The organism is Alterinioella sp. B-7 (genome assembly GCF_056857775.1).
The window spans coordinates 459,371-479,107 of the sequence record NZ_JBSXNT010000039.1; the positions used below are offsets into that span (position 1 = coordinate 459,371).

At 66.0% G+C, this 19,737-nt stretch carries 15 protein-coding genes and 1 pseudogene; 4 read left to right on the forward strand and 12 right to left on the reverse strand.

The genetic code is table 11. From position 1 onward, the window contains the following. Positions 1-47 precede the first annotated feature (47 nt). The 5 genes from AC13C7_RS17200 to AC13C7_RS17220 form a co-directional block, all read right to left on the reverse strand. Entirely contained in the window at positions 48-362 is a 315-nt protein-coding gene (locus AC13C7_RS17200) for a hypothetical protein (protein ID WP_446170440.1), read from the reverse strand. A gap of 397 nt (positions 363-759) precedes the next feature. Continuing rightward, positions 760-1,068 carry a hypothetical protein gene (locus AC13C7_RS17205; protein WP_172318250.1) on the reverse strand — a complete coding sequence of 103 codons (309 nt, stop codon included), beginning with the start codon at positions 1,066-1,068 and terminating at the stop codon, positions 760-762. 306 nt (positions 1,069-1,374) lie between these two features. Then, positions 1,375-1,677, reverse strand: a complete 303-nt coding sequence (locus AC13C7_RS17210) for a hypothetical protein (protein WP_172318248.1) — start codon at positions 1,675-1,677, stop codon at positions 1,375-1,377. Between the two features lie 281 nt (positions 1,678-1,958). Then, the gene (gene pbpC, locus AC13C7_RS17215) at positions 1,959-4,001 is read right to left on the reverse strand and encodes a penicillin-binding protein 1C (protein ID WP_482868191.1); all 2,043 of its coding nucleotides are present in this window, start codon (positions 3,999-4,001) and stop codon (positions 1,959-1,961) included. Then, the gene (locus AC13C7_RS17220) at positions 4,001-9,418 is read right to left on the reverse strand and encodes an alpha-2-macroglobulin family protein (RefSeq protein ID WP_482868192.1); all 5,418 of its coding nucleotides are present in this window, start codon (positions 9,416-9,418) and stop codon (positions 4,001-4,003) included. The genes pbpC and AC13C7_RS17220 overlap by 1 nt, the downstream gene beginning before the upstream one ends. Positions 9,419-9,680: 262 nt before the next feature. Here AC13C7_RS17220 and AC13C7_RS17225 point away from each other — a divergent pair, with 262 nt between their 5' ends. Then, complete coding sequence (locus AC13C7_RS17225) at positions 9,681-11,816, forward strand: ATP-binding protein (RefSeq protein ID WP_482868193.1); 2,136 nt, start codon at positions 9,681-9,683, stop codon at positions 11,814-11,816. Between the two features lie 100 nt (positions 11,817-11,916). Here the strand turns inward: AC13C7_RS17225 and AC13C7_RS17230 are convergent, their stop codons facing one another. Next, positions 11,917-12,927, reverse strand: coding sequence for an asparaginase (locus tag AC13C7_RS17230; RefSeq protein WP_482868194.1), 1,011 nt, complete (start codon positions 12,925-12,927; stop codon positions 11,917-11,919). A gap of 177 nt (positions 12,928-13,104) precedes the next feature. Here AC13C7_RS17230 and AC13C7_RS17235 point away from each other — a divergent pair, with 177 nt between their 5' ends. Together AC13C7_RS17235 and rlmN are read left to right on the forward strand one after the other, a co-directional pair. Beyond that, positions 13,105-13,635, forward strand: coding sequence for an invasion associated locus B family protein (locus AC13C7_RS17235; RefSeq protein ID WP_172318238.1), 531 nt, complete (start codon positions 13,105-13,107; stop codon positions 13,633-13,635). A gap of 79 nt (positions 13,636-13,714) precedes the next feature. After that, a complete protein-coding gene (rlmN, locus tag AC13C7_RS17240) occupies positions 13,715-14,899 on the forward strand; it encodes a dual-specificity RNA methyltransferase RlmN (protein ID WP_172318236.1) in 1,185 nt (394 codons plus the stop codon). Positions 14,900-14,973: 74 nt separating this feature from the next. Here rlmN and AC13C7_RS17245 read toward each other — a convergent pair whose 3' ends face one another. Continuing rightward, complete coding sequence (locus tag AC13C7_RS17245; RefSeq protein WP_446119699.1) at positions 14,974-15,156, reverse strand: hypothetical protein; 183 nt, start codon at positions 15,154-15,156, stop codon at positions 14,974-14,976. Positions 15,157-15,308: 152 nt separating this feature from the next. Next, positions 15,309-15,440 (reverse strand): annotated as a pseudogene (locus tag AC13C7_RS17250) (L,D-transpeptidase family protein); the annotation flags it as partial. A gap of 258 nt (positions 15,441-15,698) precedes the next feature. On the opposite strand from AC13C7_RS17250, the gene dalA reads away from it, so the two are divergent. After that, on the forward strand, positions 15,699-16,253 hold the full coding sequence (gene dalA / locus AC13C7_RS17255; protein ID WP_172318232.1) for a divisome-associated lipoprotein DalA: 555 nt from the start codon (positions 15,699-15,701) through the stop codon (positions 16,251-16,253). Positions 16,254-16,382: 129 nt separating this feature from the next. Here dalA and AC13C7_RS17260 read toward each other — a convergent pair whose 3' ends face one another. The 4 genes from AC13C7_RS17260 to mtgA are packed head-to-tail and all read right to left on the reverse strand — an operon-like array spanning position 16,383 to position 19,714. Beyond that, the gene (locus AC13C7_RS17260; protein WP_482868195.1) at positions 16,383-17,252 is read right to left on the reverse strand and encodes an SDR family oxidoreductase; all 870 of its coding nucleotides are present in this window, start codon (positions 17,250-17,252) and stop codon (positions 16,383-16,385) included. Then, positions 17,249-18,280 carry a tRNA epoxyqueuosine(34) reductase QueG gene (gene queG / locus AC13C7_RS17265; protein WP_482868196.1) on the reverse strand — a complete coding sequence of 344 codons (1,032 nt, stop codon included), beginning with the start codon at positions 18,278-18,280 and terminating at the stop codon, positions 17,249-17,251. The genes AC13C7_RS17260 and queG overlap by 4 nt, the downstream gene beginning before the upstream one ends. Continuing rightward, the gene (fzlA, locus tag AC13C7_RS17270) at positions 18,277-18,942 is read right to left on the reverse strand and encodes an FtsZ-binding protein FzlA (RefSeq protein WP_172318228.1); all 666 of its coding nucleotides are present in this window, start codon (positions 18,940-18,942) and stop codon (positions 18,277-18,279) included. The genes queG and fzlA overlap by 4 nt, the downstream gene beginning before the upstream one ends. Before the next feature lie 55 nt (positions 18,943-18,997). Then, complete coding sequence (mtgA, locus tag AC13C7_RS17275) at positions 18,998-19,714, reverse strand: monofunctional biosynthetic peptidoglycan transglycosylase (protein ID WP_446169306.1); 717 nt, start codon at positions 19,712-19,714, stop codon at positions 18,998-19,000. Positions 19,715-19,737 lie beyond the last annotated feature (23 nt).

Sequence of the window (19,737 nt, forward strand, 5' to 3'; positions counted from 1 at the left end):
GCTCCGCGGGGGGACGCGGCCCAGGACCTGATCGGGGGGGAGACGGGTTATTCGTCTTCCTGGCTCGCGGCGCGCTGTTGGGCAAAGATGCGCGCGGCGGTCGCGTTGGTGCTGTAGCTCTGGGTCGAGATCACTTCCGTCGTGCCGAGACCGGCCGCGGGATAGGGAAACTCGTCACTCGAGCGGGCTTCGGCCTGGAAGATGCCGCCGGCGTCGCCGCTGCTGGAACCTTGCAGGTAGAGCTCCATGTTGTTGGCGGCCTGACGCTCGAAGATGGCCTGGGCGGTGGGGTTGGCCGCGGCCAGGGTCGGAACGGCAAGGGCGGCAATGAGGGCGGTGGTGGTCAGGGTCAGGGTTTTCATAATGTAGTCCTTTCGGAGTGCGGTGTGTGTGTGTCGTGGTGAAGGTCGCTGCCTTCGATACAATCAAACCTATGCCTCCCGCTGCTGTGTTTCACCCAACGAACGCGCGAAAACCGCGTGATATTGGTGCGTTCATGCACATCGCGATCTGCCCCAACGGCGGCACCGTCATAGCCGGTTACAAAGCCGTGATGACGTGAAACTATGTCCCGTCGCACCGCGTTTATCGGCGAGGTTCCGGATGCGGAGGTCTGCCCGTCCGGCTCCGCCATTTCCCTTCTTTTCAGGACAAAAAAAGCCCCCTGCCGATTCGGGCAGGGGGCTGGTTGGACGTGGTCCGGGCAGGGCCAGGGAGAGAACGGGGGGGAGGAGACCCTGCCCGGTTGTCGTCCGGGTCTTATTCGTCTTCCAGGCTCATCGCGCGCTGCTCGGCGAAGATGCGGGCGGCGGTGGCGTTGGTGCCGAAGCTCTGGGTCGAGATCACCTCGGTGCCGATATCGGCGGGCACGGTGGTCAGCTCGTCATTGGACCGGGCTTCGGACAGGAACAGCATTCCGGCGTCGCCACTGCTGCGCTCGGTCAGGGTCAGTTCCTGCTGCGAGGCGCGCTCGGCGGCGAAGATCGCCTCGGCAACGGGATTGGCGGCGGCAAAGGCCGGAGCGGCCAGGGTTGCGATCAGGGCGGTGGTGAGGGTCAGGGTTTTCATGTCGTGTTCCTTTCGGTGTGTGCAGTGTGTGTCATGTGTGGGGAAGGGTTTTGCCTTCCATGACATCCAATCTAGGCGTTCCATTACCGTGTTTCACCCAACAAGACCGCGACAAAGGCGTGAGATGAGTGCATCTGCGCACAACGACATCTGCCGGAATGGCAGGTGGGTAACGGGGGCTTACGGCGCTGTGATCCGGGCGCGGCTGAGGGACGAAAAAACCCCCCGGCCGGATGGCGGGGGGGTCAGTCAGGATCGGGTCGCCACAGGGAGAGAAAGACAACCCGGCCTTACGGGATCGTCCGCTTAGTTGGACGCGGCCTCGGCTGCGAAGATGCGGGCGGCGACGGCATTGGTGTCGAAGCTCTGGGTCGAGATCACTTCGGACCCGGCAGTTGCACCGAAGAGGTTCAGGTCGTCATCGGCCCGGGCTTCTGCGGCGAGGATTGCGTCGGCGGTGGCGTTGCCGACGCTGTTGCCGATCAGAACCAGTTCCTGCGACGAGGCGGCTTCCGCGTTGAAGATCGCTTCGGCGGCGGGGGCCGCGTTTGCCAGAACCGGGGCGGCCAGGGCAGCGACGAGGGCGGTGGAGAGTGCGAGAGCTTTCATTGTCTTAAGTCCTTCAGAAAGTGTGGTGTGTATGGTGTTGGCGGCTCGTGCCGTCCATGCAGTGCTATTTAAGGATCGAAATTCTGTGTGCCACCCCACAATACTTAAAAAGAACATGCTTTTCAGTGCACCTATGCACATAGCTCTCTGCCAAATCTCACCGACGGAAATCAGGGACTAGAGTTCGTCGCGTTCATTCGCATTCACGCAACGCCCTCTAACCACTTGATGACGCATGTCCGAGAAGCTCAAAACCGGTTCCCACCTTTGAGCGACATGCTCTAAGGGGTCACGATCTCAAGGAAGACCGAGGCTGATTGCCCGCGCGCATCTATTACCGTCAGATCGACGAAGCCGGGATCGGGGTTGCCGAGGTCGACCTGCCGGTCATGGCTGGCGATCCGCGCGGGCGCGCCGTTCCAGAGCCATGTGAAGGGCGGCGTGCCCCGTTCGACGCGGGCGAGGAAGGGCAGACCGGACTGGCGGGCCAGTGTCGCGCCATCCGGCGGGAAGGCGATGCGCGGGGCCTCAGCGTTGGCGACAGGTTCGGCGCGGGGGGCGAAGCGGCGCAGGGGTTGGGGAAGCTCGGACAGCGGGACGGTCAACGCGCCGGGGGGTGGCGGTGGCAAAGGCGTGAGGTTGGGGGCGATGCGGGCGAAGGCTTCGAACAGCAGCGGCGCGGCAAGGTCGGCCCCGAAGGCCCCCGGCACCGAGGCGCCATCGGCGCGGCCAAGCCAGATCCCCACCACATGGGCCCCATCAAAGCCGAAGGCCCAGGCATCGCGATGGCCATAGCTGGTGCCGGTCTTGTAGGCCAGCCCGTTGCGCGGCGCGTTTGCGGGCGGTGCGACACCCGAGAGGATATCGCCCAGATACCAGGCGGCAACGGGCGACAGCACCTGCACTGGCGCGCCCCCCCGGTCGCCTTGCCGGTAATGCAGCGGCACCGATCCGCCGCCCGAGGCGATGGCCCCGTAAAGCCGCATCAGATCCTCCATCGTCGTCCCGACCCCGCCAAGGGCCACGGCCAGCCCCGGCTGACCGGCGGGCAATTCCGGCTGCATGCCCGCGCGGCGCATCCGGTTCATCATCTCGGCCGGTCCGATCTCCTCCAGCAGGCTGACCACGGGGGTATTGAGCGAGAATTGCAGCGCGCGGGCCACGGATATTTCATCCCGGAACTGGTTGTCGAAGTTCTGCGGCGCGTAGGAGCCGAAGCGCACCGGGCGATCTTGAATCATGGTTTCGGGGTGGATCAGACCGGCCTCGAAACCGAGCCCGTAGATCAGCGGTTTCAGCGTCGATCCGGGCGAGCGCAGGGCCTGTGTCATGTCGTTGAAGCCTTGCAGCGGATTGTCGGAATAGCCCGCCGATCCGACCGAGGCGAGCACCTCGCCCGTCGCATGGTCCATCACCATGATGGCGGCGTTCATCTGGTCCGATTGGCCGCGCACGGCCTGTACCGCCAGCCGTTCCATCGCGGCCTGCAGCTCGGCGTCCAGCGTCAGGTGATGCTGCGCGGCGGGGCGCTCGGCGATGATCCTGTCGGCAAGGTGCGGGGCCAGCAGCGGGAAGTCATGGCGGGTGCCGGGAAGGGGGGCGCGGTTTGCCCAGGCGGCCTCGTCCTCCTCCAGCATGTCGAAGCGGACCGCGCGCTCCAGCACGCGGCCCCGTGCGGCAAGGGCGGTCTCGGGGTAGCGATCCGGGCGGCGGTAGTTGGGCGATTGCGGCAGCGCCACCAGGAGCGCGGCCTCGGCGGTGGTCAGATTCTGCGGTTCATGCCCGAACCAGGTGAAACTGGCGGCGCGGATGCCCTCGATATTGCCGCCATAGGGTGCGAGATGCAGGTAGAGCGTGAGGATCTCGTCCTTGGAAAGCTGGCGTTCCAGCGCCAGCGCCAGCCGCATCTGGCGCAGCTTGCCGCGCCAAGACCCGGTGCCGCTATCCTCCAACAGGCGCGCGACCTGCATGGTGATGGTGGACCCGCCCGAGACGATGCGCCCGTTGCGGAGGGCCTGTAGAAGGGCCCGACCAAGCGAGCGGGGATCGACGCCGGAATGTTCGTAAAACCGCCGGTCCTCATAGGTCAGCAAAAGCTCGATGAACGCAGGGTCCACCTCGGCCAGCGTGACGGGCAGCCGCCAGCGGCCATCCTCGACCGTGTAGGCCCGCAGGAGGGTGCCGTTTCGGTCCAGCACCTCCACCGATGTGGCGGGCACCAAGGGCGGCAGCACCGTCGCGTCGATCCAGGCATCGGCCCGGTCGCGCCCGAGGGCACCAAGCCAAAGGGCCGCGACCAGAGCGATTAGCCACCTGACGCGCATTACTCGGTGATCACCACGGCGCCGGATGCGGTCTGCGCCCGGAACTGCGGGCGATACATATCCTCGACCGAGGCGGCGGGGTGGTGGAACTGGCCGGGTGTCACCGCGCGCACGATATAGCCCAGCGTGAAGCTCTCGCCGTTGACCCCGTCGATGGCGGCCAGGAAGCGGTCCTGCCGGAACTCGGTATGCTCCGCCGCGTTGCTGACGGGGATCCCCTCCAGTGCGGGCAGGTCGCCGCCTTGCAGGAGGTTCGGATTGTCGATCTCGAAACCCGCGGGCAGCGGATCGCTGACCATCAGCCGTGCGCGGCGGTCATCGAAGGGCGTGACTGTGATCAACGCCACCAGCCGCGTGCCGACGCTGACCTCAGACGGATCGGCAGGCGTGCCCTCCATCGTCACGTAGCGCCGCGCGATGCGGTAGCCGTTGCCGCCCGCCTGCGTCTCGCCCGCCGTTTGGCCATAAGTGGTCAGCAGCAGGGTTTCCTCGCGTTCGCCCGCATTGGTCAGGGTTCGCGTGGTCTGGTCTCCGGCAACAAGGCGTTCCAGCAGCAGCCCGTCAACCGCCGCCCCGTTCAGCGTCAGGCCGGACCAGCTTGCCTGGTCAATGAGCGCGTTTGCGGCCATCAGGGACCACGCGGCCTCCTGCGTCGAGACATGCCGCCCCGGCGCGGGTAGCGCGCGGGCCAGGTCCATCAGCGGGATCGCGTCCGAGGACGAGGCGGCGGCGAGGGTCAACAGCCCCGTCGCATCGCGCGCCCGCGTGCCGTAATCGGCGCGCCAACCGGTTTCCTCGGATCGGGTGAGTTGGCCCCGCAGCAGCGCATAGCCCGCCCGGAACATCGCATCGGCGCGCGGCTGGTCGCCATACATCGCCAAAGCCGCGCCCAACTGACCCAGCGCCAAGGGCGTTGCGAAATCGCTCACCTTCACATCCGCGTAGTAGCGCAGATCGCTCATCGCCGCCGCACCTTCACGGGCCAGCACCATCAGCGCATAGGCAATCGCCTCGCCGCCGTTCTCGAAGTCACTGGCGGTGGCGACCTGGTTGCGCAGGTTGTCGATGGCGGCGCGGAAGGCGAGGTCGGGCACTTCGAACCCCTCGGCCCGCGCGCGGCTGAGGAAATCGGTCACATAGGCATCGAGCCACGGATCGCCGGAATAGGCCCCCCAGAGGCCAAAGCCGCCATTGCCCGCCTGATTGGCCAGGATCGCTTCGATGGCGTCCTGGATACGGGTGGCGAGGCCGGTGGCGGTCTCCAACTCCAGCGTCTCGGCCACATCCGCCATGTAGAGCAGCGGCATCGCGGCAGAGGTCAGTTGCTCGGTGCAGCCATAGGGGTAGCGGTCGAGCATCGCCAAGAGGCCCGGCGCATCGAAACGCGCCAGCGGCCCGGCAGACAGCACCGCCTGCCCCGATCCGGGCCGGTAGCCCGCCAGCACGGCGGCATCGAACCGGTAGCTTTCGCCGGGGGCGAGGGTGAAGCGCGTGGTGGCCGATTCCACCGGGTCATTGACCTGCACCGGCAGGGTCAGGGTGCGGGCGAGGCGCTGACCATTCGGGGTGGTGAGCGTGATGGTGATCTGCTCGACGCCTTCGCGGTCGCCCGCCTGCAGCGGAATGCGCAGGCGCTCGGTCTCCTGGTCGCCAAGCGTCACGGTGGCAAGCCCGGTGCCGAGGCTGAGGCCGCCCGAGGCCGCGATCTCGATGGGCATTTCGCCGGTCGGGCCCTCGGCATGGGTCACCTCCAGCAGCAGCCGGGCAGAATCGCCGGGGGCCATGAAGCGCGGCACGCTTGCGGTGACGACCACGGGGTCGCGCACCAGCACATCCGCAGTGGCCTGCCCGACGCCGGTTTCCGACCACGCCACCGCGCTGACGCGCACGGTACCGTTGAAGGCGGGCATGTCGAACCGGGCGCGAATCATGCCGTCATCGCCCACGGTCAGCGGGCCGGTCTGGAAGGCAACCAGCGCCTCGGTCGGCGGCGGTGCCTGCATCCGCATCCCCAGGGCCGAGCCACCGCCGGAGCGGACCTGCCCCGGCTCGCCGCCGGTCTCGATGATGCGCCCGTAGAGGTCGCGCAGGGCCACGCCAAGGCGGCGCTGGCCGAAGTAATGCCCGCGCGGATCGGGGGGCTCGAACCCGGTCAGGTTGAGGATGCCCAGATCGACGGCGGCGATGGAGGCATGGACGGTATCGCCGGGTTGCAGGTTCTGCGCGCTCAGCGCGACCTCGAAACTGTCGCGGGGTTGCGCCGTATTGGGGGCCTGCATCACAAGGTCCAGCGCATGATCCCCCGGCGCGACGCTGGCATGGGCCAGTCCAAGCGCGCGGGCAGGCGTGCGGGCATCCAGCCCCTCAAGCGGTCGCAGCAGGGTCGCGGTGACATAGGCGCCCGCGCCCCAGTCCTCGGTCACGTCCAGCGCGATCTCGGTTGGATCGTCGCCGACCTCGACCACCTGCATGTCAATCAGCCGGTTCGAGACGACACGGACCAGCGCCGTGCCCCCCCTGCGCGGCACGATGCGCAGGGTGGCGGTGTCGCCGACCGTGTAGCTCTCCGCGTTTAGTGAGACCTCCAGCAGGTCCGGCGTGCCGCTGCTGTCGCCACTGCCATACCACCCGGCGGAAAAGCCGATTGAGCTGCTGGAATAGGGGCCGTCCAGCGTCTCGATCCTCAGCTCGAACTGGCCCCAGTCCACCGGGGCGGCAATGTCGATGGGGGTGCTGCCCGCCACGGCCTCGCCGGTGGCGATCCGGGTGCGCGTGGTGACGGGCTCCCAGTACCAACTGCCGTTCTGCGTATACCATTGATAGCGCCGCTCGACCCGGTTCAGGGTCCAGCGCACCGGCACGCCCTCGGCCCCCACGGCGATGGCCTGGAACTGTGCTTCCGCGCCCTCGGGCAGGGTGCCGTCGAACATCTGGCGAAGGCCCAGAAGCGTGCCGGTCGGTGCCAGCGGGCGGGTGATCTGGCGTTCCACCGGGCGGCCCGAGCCTTCGCTGACGCGCGCGGTGACGATCAGGTTGCGCGGATGCGGCACGCCGGTGATCTCCGGCAGGTCGAGGGGCAGCGCGGCGGCCCCGGTCTGATCCGTGCGCGCGCCCGAAGGCAGAGAGGTGAACTGCGCACCGGGCCGGTCGTCATGCCGCCCGAAGCTGTAGCCGGGATGGGCTTCCAGCGTGGCGGTGGGACGGATCACGATCTCGCCCTCGATGGGCAGATCGGGGGCAGGCGCACCAAAGAGGTAATCGGCCTGCACCTCCAGCACCGGGCTGGCATCGGCGGGCAGCGGGCCGTCCGGCAGGCCAAGCGCCACGTCGATGCGTTCGGGCAAGAAATCCTCGACCAGCAGGGTCTGCGTCGCCAAGGGCGCGGCATCCACATCGGCGTGGACATCCAGCCGCCAGGTGCCGCGCGGGACATTGCCGCCAAGCGGCATGGCCCAGACGTAACCGCCCGCGCCCGCCTCCTCCAGCAGGGTCCGGGCATACTCCACCCCGTCGGCGCGCGTCAGGATCGCGGTCAGCGGTAGGCCGGTGATCGCCCCGGCCCGCCCATCGCGGGCCAGCGCGGTGGCGTGGATGGTCTCGCCCGCGCGGTAGGCCCCGCGTTCGGTGGTCAGGAACACGTCGATGGCAGGCGCGGGCGCACGGCCCTCGACGCCCCGGTCGGAGAGGTCGAACTCGGCCTCGGTCAGCGACAGAAAGGCGAAATCCTGCCCGGTATCCACCGCCACCATCGCGGGCGCGGTCGAACCCCGTCCGGCGGCCAGGTCAGGGGGGAAATGCACGTAGCCCTGCGTGTCGGTCTGCAACGTCGCCAGGATGCGGTTGGAGCCGGAGATCAGTTGCACCGGCGTGCCCGCCAGCGCCGAGGTATCGGACAGCGCGCGCAGGATCACATGCACGCCATCCTCGCCCGTCATTGCCGAAATCCCCAGGTCCGAGACCAGGAACCATTGCGTCGCGGGCGGCTGGTCGCGCGTCACCGGCCCCGGAATCCTTGCCTCAAGCGCGTAGAGACCCGGCTCCAGCCCCGCCAGAACCTCGCCCATCGGCAGGCTGGTGGTGACATCTTCATTGAGGCGCATGGTGACGTCGCCCGTGCCGGTCCAGACGGTCTCGGCCAGTTCGGTGGTGAAGCGGTCGATCTCCCATTCATTCAGGGGGCGGCCGAAATAATCCTCCTGCAAGCTGCGAAGGACGTTGCGGTCGGTGATCGCGTGCAATGACAGGTCCACCGCGTCGGTGTTCACCGTGACGATGGGCAGGGCCCCGTTTGCCGCGCGCGGCAGCACATAGGCACGCCCCGGAAAGCGGACGCCAGGGGTGCGGTCGCGGACATAAAGCGCAAGGGCGGCGGGGTGGCGCAGGGTCTCGCCCGAGGCGGCGGGCAGGCCCGCGCGCAGCGTCACCTCGTAGCGGGCCCCATGCTCAACGCCCGTGATGCAGAACTGCCGCCCCTCGGCCTGCACCGACAGGCCGGACGTGGTGGTTTGCAGGAACGCCCCCATATCGGCGCTTTCCGACAGGTCTTCCGAGAACACGGCGCAAATCCGCGGCGCCTCGGCATCGCTTTCTACCTCGGTGGAGAGCACCCGGAAGCCATAGAGCCGCACGGCCCTGTCCAGCGCCTCCTCCAGTGCCGCCATATCGGCGTTTTCCAATCCAAGCCGCAGCGCCGGGATCATGTCGCGGCCCCTGTCATTCGCTTCCAGCGCCTCGGCCAGCACGGCCAGCGTCAGGGCAAGTTGCGGGCCATCTTCCGCGCGCAGCACGGCATTTGTCGCCGCGCGCAGGGCGGTCTGGTCGAGGTTGCGGCGCTCGCGGCTGGCGGGCGTATCGACGGCCAGCGCGAGGCGGGCGTAATCGGCCCAATGGTTCGGATCATCCGTCAGCGTGATCGCCGCGCCGGTAAAGCGCATCGCCTGCCGCAGATCGCCCGCCACGCGCTGATCGCGCGCCGCGTCCAGCAATTGCTGCGTAGTCCAGTGCTCTGCCGGGTGGTCCTGCGCGAGGCCAGCCGCCTGCTGGCGGGCGCGGCTCAGGTCGGTTTCCGAGAGGAAATCGAGCGCCGCGACGCGGGCAGGCAGCCGGTCCAGCACCCCCGGCACGGTCTGCCGCACGGTGATCGAATCGGCCAGGTCGAAAGGCTCGCTTGCCCCGATCTCGGATTTCGGGAAACAGGCGTTTCTGGCCCGGTTGAAGGTGGCGCCGACGCAATCGGGGTCGTTCAGGCAGGCGGCGGTGCAGGCCGCGAAACTGGTGTCGAAGATCGGCCCCAGATCGCCGCCCGGATAGTCCACGCCGCGCGCCAACGAATAGAATCGCTCGGCCACCGGGGCCTGCTGCGCCAGTGCCGCGCCCGAGATGAAGAGACAGATTATCGCGGCCAGAAACCCTCGCATCGCATCCTCCTGCTCAAAAAAGCGAGATCGTTTCAGGTTCCTATTGCATCGGTTTTCCCTGCCTCATCCCTTTCAGGGCTGAACGCGAAGATCGATCCCTGATTCAATGAGAACCTGAAACGCTCTATATCAAAAATCTTTGTCTCAGCATCGCATGCCGGGCCCGGGTCTGTCCACGGAAAGGCCGCGGCGTTAATCCTATCTCAATCAAATTCACGGCAGTTTACGGGCGGATGACGCTGCGCGAGACAAGAGGGGCCCGATGACGCCTGCCGGAATGGAGGACCGTTTGGCAAAGGAACGCCGCGCGCGGCTGGCCGCCGAACGCCTCCTGGCGCAGAAATCGGAGGAGCTGTTTTCGGCCAACAAGCGCCTCGCCGCCCATGCCGACGCGATGTCGGACCAGGTCATCGAACAGCGCCAGGAAAACGCGGCACTGGTGGGCCAGACCACCAAGGTGCGCGCCGATCTTGAGGTGGCCACCGAACACGCGCAGCGGGCCGAACGGCGGCTCTGGGATTCGCTGGCCATCATCGAGGACGGCTTTGCCATCTATGACCGCGACTGGCGGCTGGTGGCGGCCAATGACGCCTTTATCCAGGTCTTTGACGGGATTGCCGAAATCGGCCCCGGCGCCAGCTATGAGGCGATCCTGCGCATCGCGGTGGACGAAGGCATCATCGACGTCGAGGGCACCGATCCCGATGACTGGATCGACGACATGATCGGGCGCTGGGAACAGGACCCGATCCCGCCCCGCACGCTCAGGCTCTGGAATGGCGGCTATGTCAAGCTGGTCGACAAGCGCTCGCCCGAGGGTGACATGGTCAGCCTCGCCCTCAACATCACCGCCGATATCGAGCGCGAGCAGGAACTGCGCGAAGCCCGCGACCTGGCGCAATCGGCGAACCGGGCGAAATCGGCTTTCCTTGCGAATATGAGCCATGAGATCCGCACGCCGATGAACGGCGTCGTCGGCATGGCCGACCTGCTGCGCGATACCGAACTGGACGAAGAACAGCGGATGTATGCCGATACGATCAAGAACTCGGGTGAGGCGCTGCTGGTCATCATCAACGACGTGCTGGATTACTCCAAGATCGAGGCCGACAAGCTGGTGCTGCATGAGGAGGCGTTCGACCTTGAGGGGATGATCCACGAGATCTTCCGGCTGCTCAAACCCACCATCCAGGGCCGCGATCTGGAATTGATCGTCGATTACGACATCTTCCTGCCCGAAAAGCTGATCGGCGACCGGGGGCGGGTGCGGCAGGTGTTGACCAACCTGATCGGAAACGCGGTGAAATTCACCGAGAAGGGCCATGTCACCGTGCGCGTGCTGGGGGAGGAGGGCGAAGATGGCCAGATCGCCCTGCGCATCGCGGTCGAGGATACCGGGATCGGCATACCGCAGGAAAAACAGGCGCATGTCTTCGGCGAATTCAACCAGGTCGAGGATCAGGCCAACCGCAAATATGAGGGCACCGGGCTGGGTCTGGCGATCTCGGCCAAGCTGATCCGGCTGATGGGCGGCAAGATGTGGCTCGATTCGGTGCCGGGCGAGGGGTCCACCTTCGGGTTCCTGCTGCGGCTTGCCCGCGCCGAGGGTGATGACACAAGGCCGGTGCCGCCGCTGCCCGAGGGGTTGAAGCGGATCGCCGTGATCGGCCCGGAACTGCCTAGCCGCGCGGTTCTTGAACGCCAGCTTCTGAAACTGCGCGCCGAGGTGCAGACCGTGGTGGACCCGGCGCGCCTGAAGGGGCCAGTGGACCTGGCGCTGCTTTGCGCGGGGGATAAGGCCACGCTGTCGGCCTTGCGCGCCGCGGGGCATGACGGGCCGGTGACGCGCTGCTGCAGGGATTCGGGCTGTGACGGGATATTCGCGGGCCTTTCGCTTGCCGATCTGCGCGCGGCCCTGATCGCGGCCTGCGAGGCGGAGGAGGAGGAGGCACCGCCGCCCGACCTCATCATCCCCGAACAGACGCCCGCCCCGCGCAAGCTGCGGTTATTGGCGGCCGAGGACAACAAGACCAACCAGCTTGTGTTCGCCAAGATGATCAAACCGCTGACCCTGGAGATGGAAATGACGGGTAACGGGGCCGAGGCGCTGGCCGCCTACAAATCCGCGCCGCCCGATCTGATCTTCACCGACATCTCCATGCCCGAGATGGACGGGCTGGAGGCCGCCCGCCTCATCCGCGCCCATGAAGCGGAAACCGGCCTGCCCCGCGTGCCCATCGTCGCCATGACCGCCCACGCGATGGATGGCGACGAGTCGCGGATCTTCGAGGCCGGGATCGACCACTACCTGACCAAGCCGCTCAAGAAACCGCTGATCATCGAGAAGATCACCGCCCTTGCCCCTGACACCGTGCTGCCGGTCCTGCCCGAGGGTTAGAGCATGTCGCTCAAAAGTGGGAACCGGTTTTGAGCTTCTCGGACATGCGTCATCAAGAGGTTAGAGGGCGTTGCGTGAATGCGTATGAACGCGACGAACCCTAAAGCGACCAGCCCGCCAGCGCCTCGACCGGCTTCATGTGGCCGGTGTTGATGCCGCGCCGGTTCACGATCGGCCCATGCGTGTATTTCACCGCCACCGGATGGTTCGCGTCCAGCACGCCGAGGCCCACCAGGATCTGCGTCACCACCGCCTCCGCCGCGCGGGTGCCACCATCCTCGATCTTGACGGCGACGCCCATCCGGCGCTCCGGCACGATGGCGACGAAGACGGCTTCGGCCCCGGTCTTGACCGCGACCCGGCCCTCCATCGCGCGCATCAGGTTGGTGCAGGCCTTGCCCTCGCCCGCCACCAGGACCGGGTGCGTGGCCATGGCGCGGGTCAGGCGGGACATCGCCTTGTCACGCACATCGCCATCGCCGGTCGCTGCGGAGAACTTCGCCATGGCGCGGGCCAGCCCGGTCATGGTGCAGGCATGGTTGGGCGCGGAGCAGCCGTCGATGCCGTAGCCGGGGCTGTCCTCATCGGTCGCCTCCTCGACCGCGGCCAGCACGGCCCGTTGCACCGGGTGATCCAGGTCCAGGTATTCCGGCCCCGCGCCCAGGTGTCTGGTCAGCGTCAGGAACCCCGAATGCTTGCCAGAGCAGTTGTTGTGCACCTGGCACGGCGTCTGGCCCGCGCGGATCAAGTCGTTCGCGGTCTGCTTGTCATAGGGCTCATGCGACCCGCAGCGCAGCGCCGCCTCGGGGTCCAGCCCCAACTCATCCAACCATGCGCGCACCATGTCCGTATGCACCTTCGCGCCCTGGTGCGAGGCGCAGGACAGGGCCAGCCGCGCCTCGTCCAGCCCGAAGGCATCCGCGGCACCGCTTTCGACCAGCGGCAGTGCTTGCAGCATCTTGCATGACGACCGGGGCAGGATCACCGCCCGCGGATCGCCCCAGGAGGCCACGATATCGCCGCCCGAATCCCAGATAACGGCGTGGCCGCGATGCTGGCTTTCGCAGATCGCACCGCGCCAGATCTCCACCAAACTCTGTACCTGTCCCATATTCCGCCCCCTCTGCGCTTCACGATCCGGCGATTTTCCGCCGCCGGGGCTTTTCCAGCCGCGTTTTTTCGGGTTAATCTCTCCCCCGCAGTTAAGGATTGGTGGACCTCAGGCGCAAGACCTGATCAACGGGCATGAGTGTCAACCAGAGGCAGAGACGGCTGGAGGCTGGATCATATGAAGAACTGGGTTGCGGGACTGGGTATCGCGTTGATGCTGTCGACGCCGCTTATCGCGCAGGAAGGGGGGGGCGAATCCTCCAACCGCGTCAACGCCGAAACCGATTGGAGCGTCTTTGTCGAAGACGACCCGACGCAATGCTGGGTGGTCTCCGCCCCGCGTGAAACGGTGAACACCCGCGAAGGACGCGTGGTGGCCGTGCGCCGCTCCGCGATCCTGCTTTTCGTCAGCTATTGGCCCTCCGAGAGCCGGATGGGCGAGGTCTCGTTCACCGGCGGCTATCCTTTCGCGGAAGGGTCCACCGTGACGCTGGAGATCGGCAACTCGACCTTTGAGCTCTTCGTCGATGGCGAAATGGCCTGGGCCGCGTCCGAACAGGACGACCAGCGCATCATCACCGCGATGAAGCGCGGCGCCGAGGCGGTTCTGACCGCGCGCTCCAGCCGGGGCACGCAGACGGTCGATACATTCTCGTTGATGGGTTTCACCGCCGCCGTCGAGGATGCCGAGGAACGCTGCGGCGCCTGATAAATCGCGCGGACCGGGTTTGCCATGGGCGTCGGATGCCTATATGTGTCCGCATCCCATCTGACACGGAGTCCGCCCAATGTCCGCCAGCGCCCCGATCACGCAGGATGTCCTGACCATTCCGCGCAAGGCCCCCGAAGGCCCGATGAACATCGTCGGGCTGACGCGGCCTGCCCTGCGCGACGCGCTGATCGCCACCGGCACGCCGGAGAAACAGGCGAAAATGCGGGTCGGGCAGATCTGGCAGTGGATCTATGAAAAGGGCGTGCGCGATTTTGCGCTGATGACCAACCTCGCCAAGGGCTACCGCGCCGAACTGGCGGAGCATTTCGTCATCGAGGTGCCCGAAGTGGTCAGCCGCACGGTCTCGGCAGATGGCACCCGGAAATACCTGGTGCGCATCGCGGGCGGGCACGAGGTCGAGGTGGTCTATATCCCCGAATCCGATCGCGGCACCTTGTGCGTGTCCAGCCAGGTGGGCTGCACCCTGACCTGTTCCTTCTGCCATACCGGCACCCAGAAACTGGTGCGCAACCTGACGGCGGGTGAGATCGTCGGCCAGATCATGATCGCCCGCGACGATCTGGGCGAATGGCCGGAACTGGGCCGCGCGCCGAAGAACGAGACCCGGTTGCTCAGCAACGTGGTCCTGATGGGCATGGGCGAGCCGCTCTACAATTTCGACAATGTGCGCGACGCGATGAAGATCGCGATGGATAACGAGGGGATCTCCCTCAGCCGCCGCCGCATCACCCTCAGCACCTCGGGCGTCGTGCCCGAGATCGCCAAGACAGCGCAGGAGATCGGCTGCATGCTGGCGGTGTCCTTCCACGCCACCACGGATGAGGTCCGCGACAAGTTGGTGCCGATAAATAAACGGTGGCCGATCAAGGAACTTCTTGAGGCGCTCAAGAGTTATCCCAAAGCCTCGAATTCCGAAAGGATCACGTTCGAGTATGTGATGCTCAAGGGCGTGAACGATTCGGACGAGGACGCGCGCCGCCTGGTGCAGCTGATCAAGGGCATCCCGGCCAAGATCAACCTGATTCCCTTCAACGAATGGCCCGGCGCGCCTTACGCGCGCTCGGACTGGGAGCGGATCGAGAAATTCGCCGATATCGTCTACAAGGCGGGCTATGCCAGCCCGATCCGCACCCCGCGCGGGGAGGATATCATGGCCGCTTGCGGGCAGCTCAAATCCGCCACCGAACGCGCCCGCAAAAGCCGCGCGCAGATCGCCGCCGAGGCCGGGATCACCGATTAACCCAGGCCCGGACGCGAAAAAGGCGGCCCCCGAAAGGACCGCCTTTTCCTAACCAAATAACCGTGGCCGGCTGATCAGTCAGCTGCGATTGCTGCTGCGATCAGGATCAGAGCCAGGATCGGAACGATGACGCCGCCAGCGGAGGAAGTGGTTTCTTCCACGATGACGACGGGTTCCAGGACGGGCTCAACATAGCCGCCCGCAAATGCGGACGTGGCGGCGACGGAAAGAGCGGCTGCAAGTGCGAGTTTTTTCATTGTATCCTCCAAGATACGCCCCAAAAGTTTTCGCGCGGTATTACGCATAGCGGGGCACCCAAGACTGTACCTCGTGACCCGTTTTAAGCAGCAATATCCTTGGATTGCAATGGCGTGAAACGGCCCGTTCCCCCAAGATCGCCGCGTTGTCGTCAAATAAGCAACACTTGGGTGCCGTTGCGCATCAGGCCACACAGCGCGGCAATATGCTCATTATAAAGGCCGATACAGCCGTTTGACGACCGCCGCCCGATCTTGCGCGTGTCATGCGTGCCGCGCGGGCGGGGAATATTGCCGGACCGAGGCCAGGCGCGTGCGCCGGAGCCGGCGAAGATGCCCAGGCTCATCCCCGGTATTCGGGGCGCTCGACCTCGACGCCTTGGGAAAACCGCTTCTCTCTATCCTCAAGATACCAGTTGCCTGTTGCACGCTCCATTCACGACCCCGGCGAAATGGCTTGTCTTGCCCGGATGTGTTTGATCGGGCGCGGGTCGGGCTGTATGGCTTTGTCGCAACAAATCACCGATCAGGCAGTCACCCCCATGTTGCGACGCTCCTTCATCATGACGACGGCATTGGCTGCGCTTGCCGCTTGCGGGGCCACCACCACCGCGCCACGGCTGGGCTCTGACGGGCGGCCCCTGCCGACGATCTACCGAATCAATCCGCGCGATGCGGGCGATATCCAGTTCCGCGTCCTCGACAGCGTCAATGCCCTGCGCAGCGCGGCGGGTGTGCCCGAAATGCGCTTGAATGCCGAATTGAACGCCGCCGCCGCCACCCATTCACGCGACATGTCTGTGCAGAACCGGCCCTGGCATTTCGGCTCGGACGGATCCTCGCCCATCGACCGGGCGGAACGGGCGGGGTATCGCGGCCGGGTCCTGGGCGAGAATATCTCGGAGACCTACGAATCCGAGTTGGAGACCGTCGCCGCCTGGATGCAGCAGCCCGATACCCGCGACGTGATCACCGATCCCGCCGCCCGCGACCTGGGCTTTGCCTATTTCCAGGAGCCGAGCGGCAAGATCTGGTGGACCATGGTGACGGGCGATGGCGACGGCACGGGCCAGGGCCTGCCCGCGAACCGGTCGTGAGCGCCGGTTTTTCTGACAAACCTGTCAAGAATCCCTGACAAACCTGTCAGAAATCCGGCCTGTCAGGGCAGGATGTCGATGGGTATCGCGTCCCCCTGTGAGTGCCTGGCAATCCGCGCGCCTCGGGCCTCACGGCTGTTCCCGCTCGGCGGCAAACAGCGCATCCAGCCCCGCCTTGTAGGTCGGGTATTTCAGCGTCACGCCCAGTTCCCGCTTCATCCGCGCGTTGCTGACCCGCTTGCTCTCGGCGTAGAAACTGCGCGCCATGGGGGACAGGTCGGCCTCCTCGAAGGGGGTGGCGGGGGGCAGGGGACGCCCGAGCAGATGCGCCGCATAGCCGATCACATCCTCGGGCGCGGCGGGGTCATCATCGCAGATATTGTAGATCGCGCCGGGATTGGGGGCAGATATGGAGGCCGCAAGCGCCTGCGCAATATCCTCGACATGGATCCGGCTGAACACCTGCCCCGGCTTGATGATCCGCCGCGCGGTGCCATTGCGCACCTTCTCGAACGGCCCGCGACCGGGGCCGTAGATGCCCGGCAGGCGGAAGATATGCAGCGGCAGGCCGTGGTCGCGCATCAATGCCTGCCACTGGCCCTCTGTCACCACCCGCGCCTGCCCGCGTCTGGTGGCAGGATCAAGCGGCGTGGTTTCATCCACCCAATCGCCGCCGTGATGGCCGTAAACCCCGGTGGTTGACAGATACCCCACCCACTTCAAGGACTTGGCGACTGCCGCGATCTGGTCATGCAGGTGTTTCAGAACCGGATCGGCCCCGTCCTCGGGCCCCGCACTGATCAGCAGATGCGTGGCCCTGGCGAGGTCGTTGGCCATGTCGCTGCCGGGAAAGACGCGCGGCGTGACGCCCCGCGCGCGCAACCCTTCGGCCCTTTCTTCGGACCGGGTCGTTGCGATGATCGGCGCGGGCAGGGCGTCGCGGTGGTTTTCCACCAGCACCTTGCAGGAATATCCCATGCCGAAAATGATCAAGCTCATCGCAACCTCTCCACCGCCCAGCGGGCTGCATCCTTCACCGTGTCATCGGGGTCGTCCAGCAGTCCCTGCGCGGTGTCCAGCAACCCGGAATCCCCACTGTTTCCAATTGCATAGAGCACATTGCGGATGAACCGGTTGCGCCCGATCCGCTTGACCGGATTGCCCGAGAACATGGTGCGGAACGCGGCGTCGTCCAGCCTCGCCAGTTCCGCGAGCTTCGGGCCTTGCAACTCGGGCCGCCCTGAATAGCGCATCTCGCGCGCCTCCACCGCGAACTTGTTCCAGGGACAGATCGCAAGGCAATCGTCGCAGCCGAAAATGCGGTTGCCCATCAGGGGGCGCAGTTCCTCGTCCACCGGTCCGTGATGTTCGATGGTCAGGTAGGAAATACAGCGCCGCGCATCCAGTTGATAGGGCGCAGGGAAGGCATCCGTGGGGCAAATATCCAGACAGGCGGTGCAATTGCCGCAATGATCAGACTCGGCAGGATTGGCGGGCAGCTCCAACGTGGTGAAAATACTGCCCAGAAAGAACCAGTTGCCCAGGTCGCGCGCCAGAAGGTTGGTGTGCTTGCCCTGCCAGCCAAGGCCGGACGCCTGGCCAAGCGGTTTCTCCATCACCGGGGCGGTATCGACGAAAACCTTGATTTCTTCCCCTGGCGCCTGCTCCAGCAGCCACCGCCCGACCCGTTTGAGCCGCTTCTTCAGGGCATCGTGGTAATCGCGGTTCTGCGCGTAAACGCTGATCGTGCCGCAATCCCGCGCTTTCAGGGGCTCCAGCGGGTCGATCTCGGGCGTGTAGGGCTCGGCCAGCATGACCACCGATCGCGCCTCCGGCCACAAGGCTGTGGGATCGCCGCGCCAGCCCATGCGCGCCTCGATCCAGCCCATCTGCCCGTGCCGCCCCTTGGCGACATACTCCGCCAGCCGCCCCGCCGCCTGCGGGATCGCATCCGGGCGGCAGACGCGCATCTTGGCAAAGCCCTCCTCCAGGGCCTTGGCCTCCAGTTGCGTCTTCAGATCGGTCAAAAGTCCAGGTTTGCGTAATGTGGCGGCTGGATGAAGCCCGGTACCTGATCGGCCAGGATCGACCGGAAGGCGGGGCGCGACTTGATCTTGGCGTACCAGTCCTTGACGATGGCCGAGCGGTTCCAGTCCACGTCCGAGATGTAATCCAGGCAGGACAGATGCGCCGCGGCGGCGAAATCGGCGAGCGTCAGGCTGTCGCCCGCAAGCCAGCGGCGATGATCCAAGAGCCAATCCATGTAGTCGAGGTGGAACTTGATCTTCTGCGCGCCGGTCTTGACCGATTTGCCGTCGGGGTAGCCGCCGCGCATCACCTTCTTGTTGACCCGTTCATAGACCAGGTTGGCCGTCACCTCGTGATGGAACTTGTCGTCGAACCAGGCGCAGAGGCGGCGCACCTCGGCCCGGCCCTTGGGATCGCCAGGCATCAGCGCGGGCGTCGGGTTGGTTTCCTCAAGATATTCGCAGATCGCCTGGCTCTCGCTCATGTGCAGCCCGTCGATCTTGAGGATCGGCACCTTGGCGGCGGGGTTGCGACGCACGAATTCGTTCGATGGCTCCCAGTACTTCTCCTCGATCAACTCCACGTCGATCTTCTTTTCCGCCAGGACCAGGCGGACCTTGCGGCAGAACGGGGACAGGGCGAAATGGTAAAGACGGGTCATGGCCTGCTCTTCTTGATCTTATGCCCAACCTCTTTCGCCTGAATGCCCCGGAAATTCAACGCGCAAAGCACGCATCGCGGCCATCCGCGCCAATCGTTGCCGCCCCTTCGGCGATAGAGCGCGCACGCATCAGCACGGATTGCGACGGGTTCGAGGCCGATCTGTCCTGCGGATTGGGCAGGACGGCGGCCAACCGCGCGGCCTGTTGCGGGTTCAGATCGGCGGCGGGGATGCCGAAAAAATGCTGCGCGGCGGCCTCGGCCCCGAAAACACCCTCACCGAATTCGACGATATTGAGGTAGACCTCCAGCACGCGGCGCTTGCTCCAGAGCGTCTCCATCACCGGGGTCATCAGCGCCTCGAGCGCCTTGCGGGGCCAGGACCGGCCCTGCCACAGGAAGGCGTTCTTGACTGTCTGCTGGCTGATGGTCGATCCGCCGCGCGCCGCGCCTGCCGCGATGGCCGCGCGGATCGCGTCCATGTCGAACCCCCAATGCAGGCAGAAATTCGCATCCTCCGCCGCCACCACGGCGCGGGCCAGATGCACCGAGATCTCCTCCATCGGTCGCCAGTCCTGGGTCACGCCGACCCTGCGCCCCTCGCTGATCATGTAGGGCGTGGTCGGCGGGGCCACGACGCCATATAGCGCGATCCACGCCACTGCCAGCACGGCGGCCAGCAATATGCCGCGCGTCACCAGCCGCAGCGCGCGCCGCCACAGCGGCCGCCGCTTTGTCTTCCTCTTCCGGGCCAATCTGCCCCTCCTGCCCATCGTCTTCGTCAAAATACCTCTGT

Coding starts and splice junctions, on each gene's coding strand:
- AC13C7_RS17200 (WP_446170440.1), bottom strand. CDS start 362: ATGAAAACCCTGACCCTGACCACCACCGCCCTCATTGCCGCCCTTGCC.
- AC13C7_RS17205 (WP_172318250.1), bottom strand. CDS start 1,068: ATGAAAACCCTGACCCTCACCACCGCCCTGATCGCAACCCTGGCCGCT.
- AC13C7_RS17210 (WP_172318248.1), bottom strand. CDS start 1,677: ATGAAAGCTCTCGCACTCTCCACCGCCCTCGTCGCTGCCCTGGCCGCC.
- pbpC (WP_482868191.1), bottom strand. CDS start 4,001: ATGCGCGTCAGGTGGCTAATCGCTCTGGTCGCGGCCCTTTGGCTTGGT.
- AC13C7_RS17220 (WP_482868192.1), bottom strand. CDS start 9,418: ATGCGAGGGTTTCTGGCCGCGATAATCTGTCTCTTCATCTCGGGCGCG.
- AC13C7_RS17225 (WP_482868193.1), top strand. CDS start 9,681: ATGACGCCTGCCGGAATGGAGGACCGTTTGGCAAAGGAACGCCGCGCG.
- AC13C7_RS17230 (WP_482868194.1), bottom strand. CDS start 12,927: ATGGGACAGGTACAGAGTTTGGTGGAGATCTGGCGCGGTGCGATCTGC.
- AC13C7_RS17235 (WP_172318238.1), top strand. CDS start 13,105: ATGAAGAACTGGGTTGCGGGACTGGGTATCGCGTTGATGCTGTCGACG.
- rlmN (WP_172318236.1), top strand. CDS start 13,715: ATGTCCGCCAGCGCCCCGATCACGCAGGATGTCCTGACCATTCCGCGC.
- AC13C7_RS17245 (WP_446119699.1), bottom strand. CDS start 15,156: ATGAAAAAACTCGCACTTGCAGCCGCTCTTTCCGTCGCCGCCACGTCC.
- dalA (WP_172318232.1), top strand. CDS start 15,699: ATGTTGCGACGCTCCTTCATCATGACGACGGCATTGGCTGCGCTTGCC.
- AC13C7_RS17260 (WP_482868195.1), bottom strand. CDS start 17,252: ATGAGCTTGATCATTTTCGGCATGGGATATTCCTGCAAGGTGCTGGTG.
- fzlA (WP_172318228.1), bottom strand. CDS start 18,942: ATGACCCGTCTTTACCATTTCGCCCTGTCCCCGTTCTGCCGCAAGGTC.
- mtgA (WP_446169306.1), bottom strand. CDS start 19,714: ATGGGCAGGAGGGGCAGATTGGCCCGGAAGAGGAAGACAAAGCGGCGG.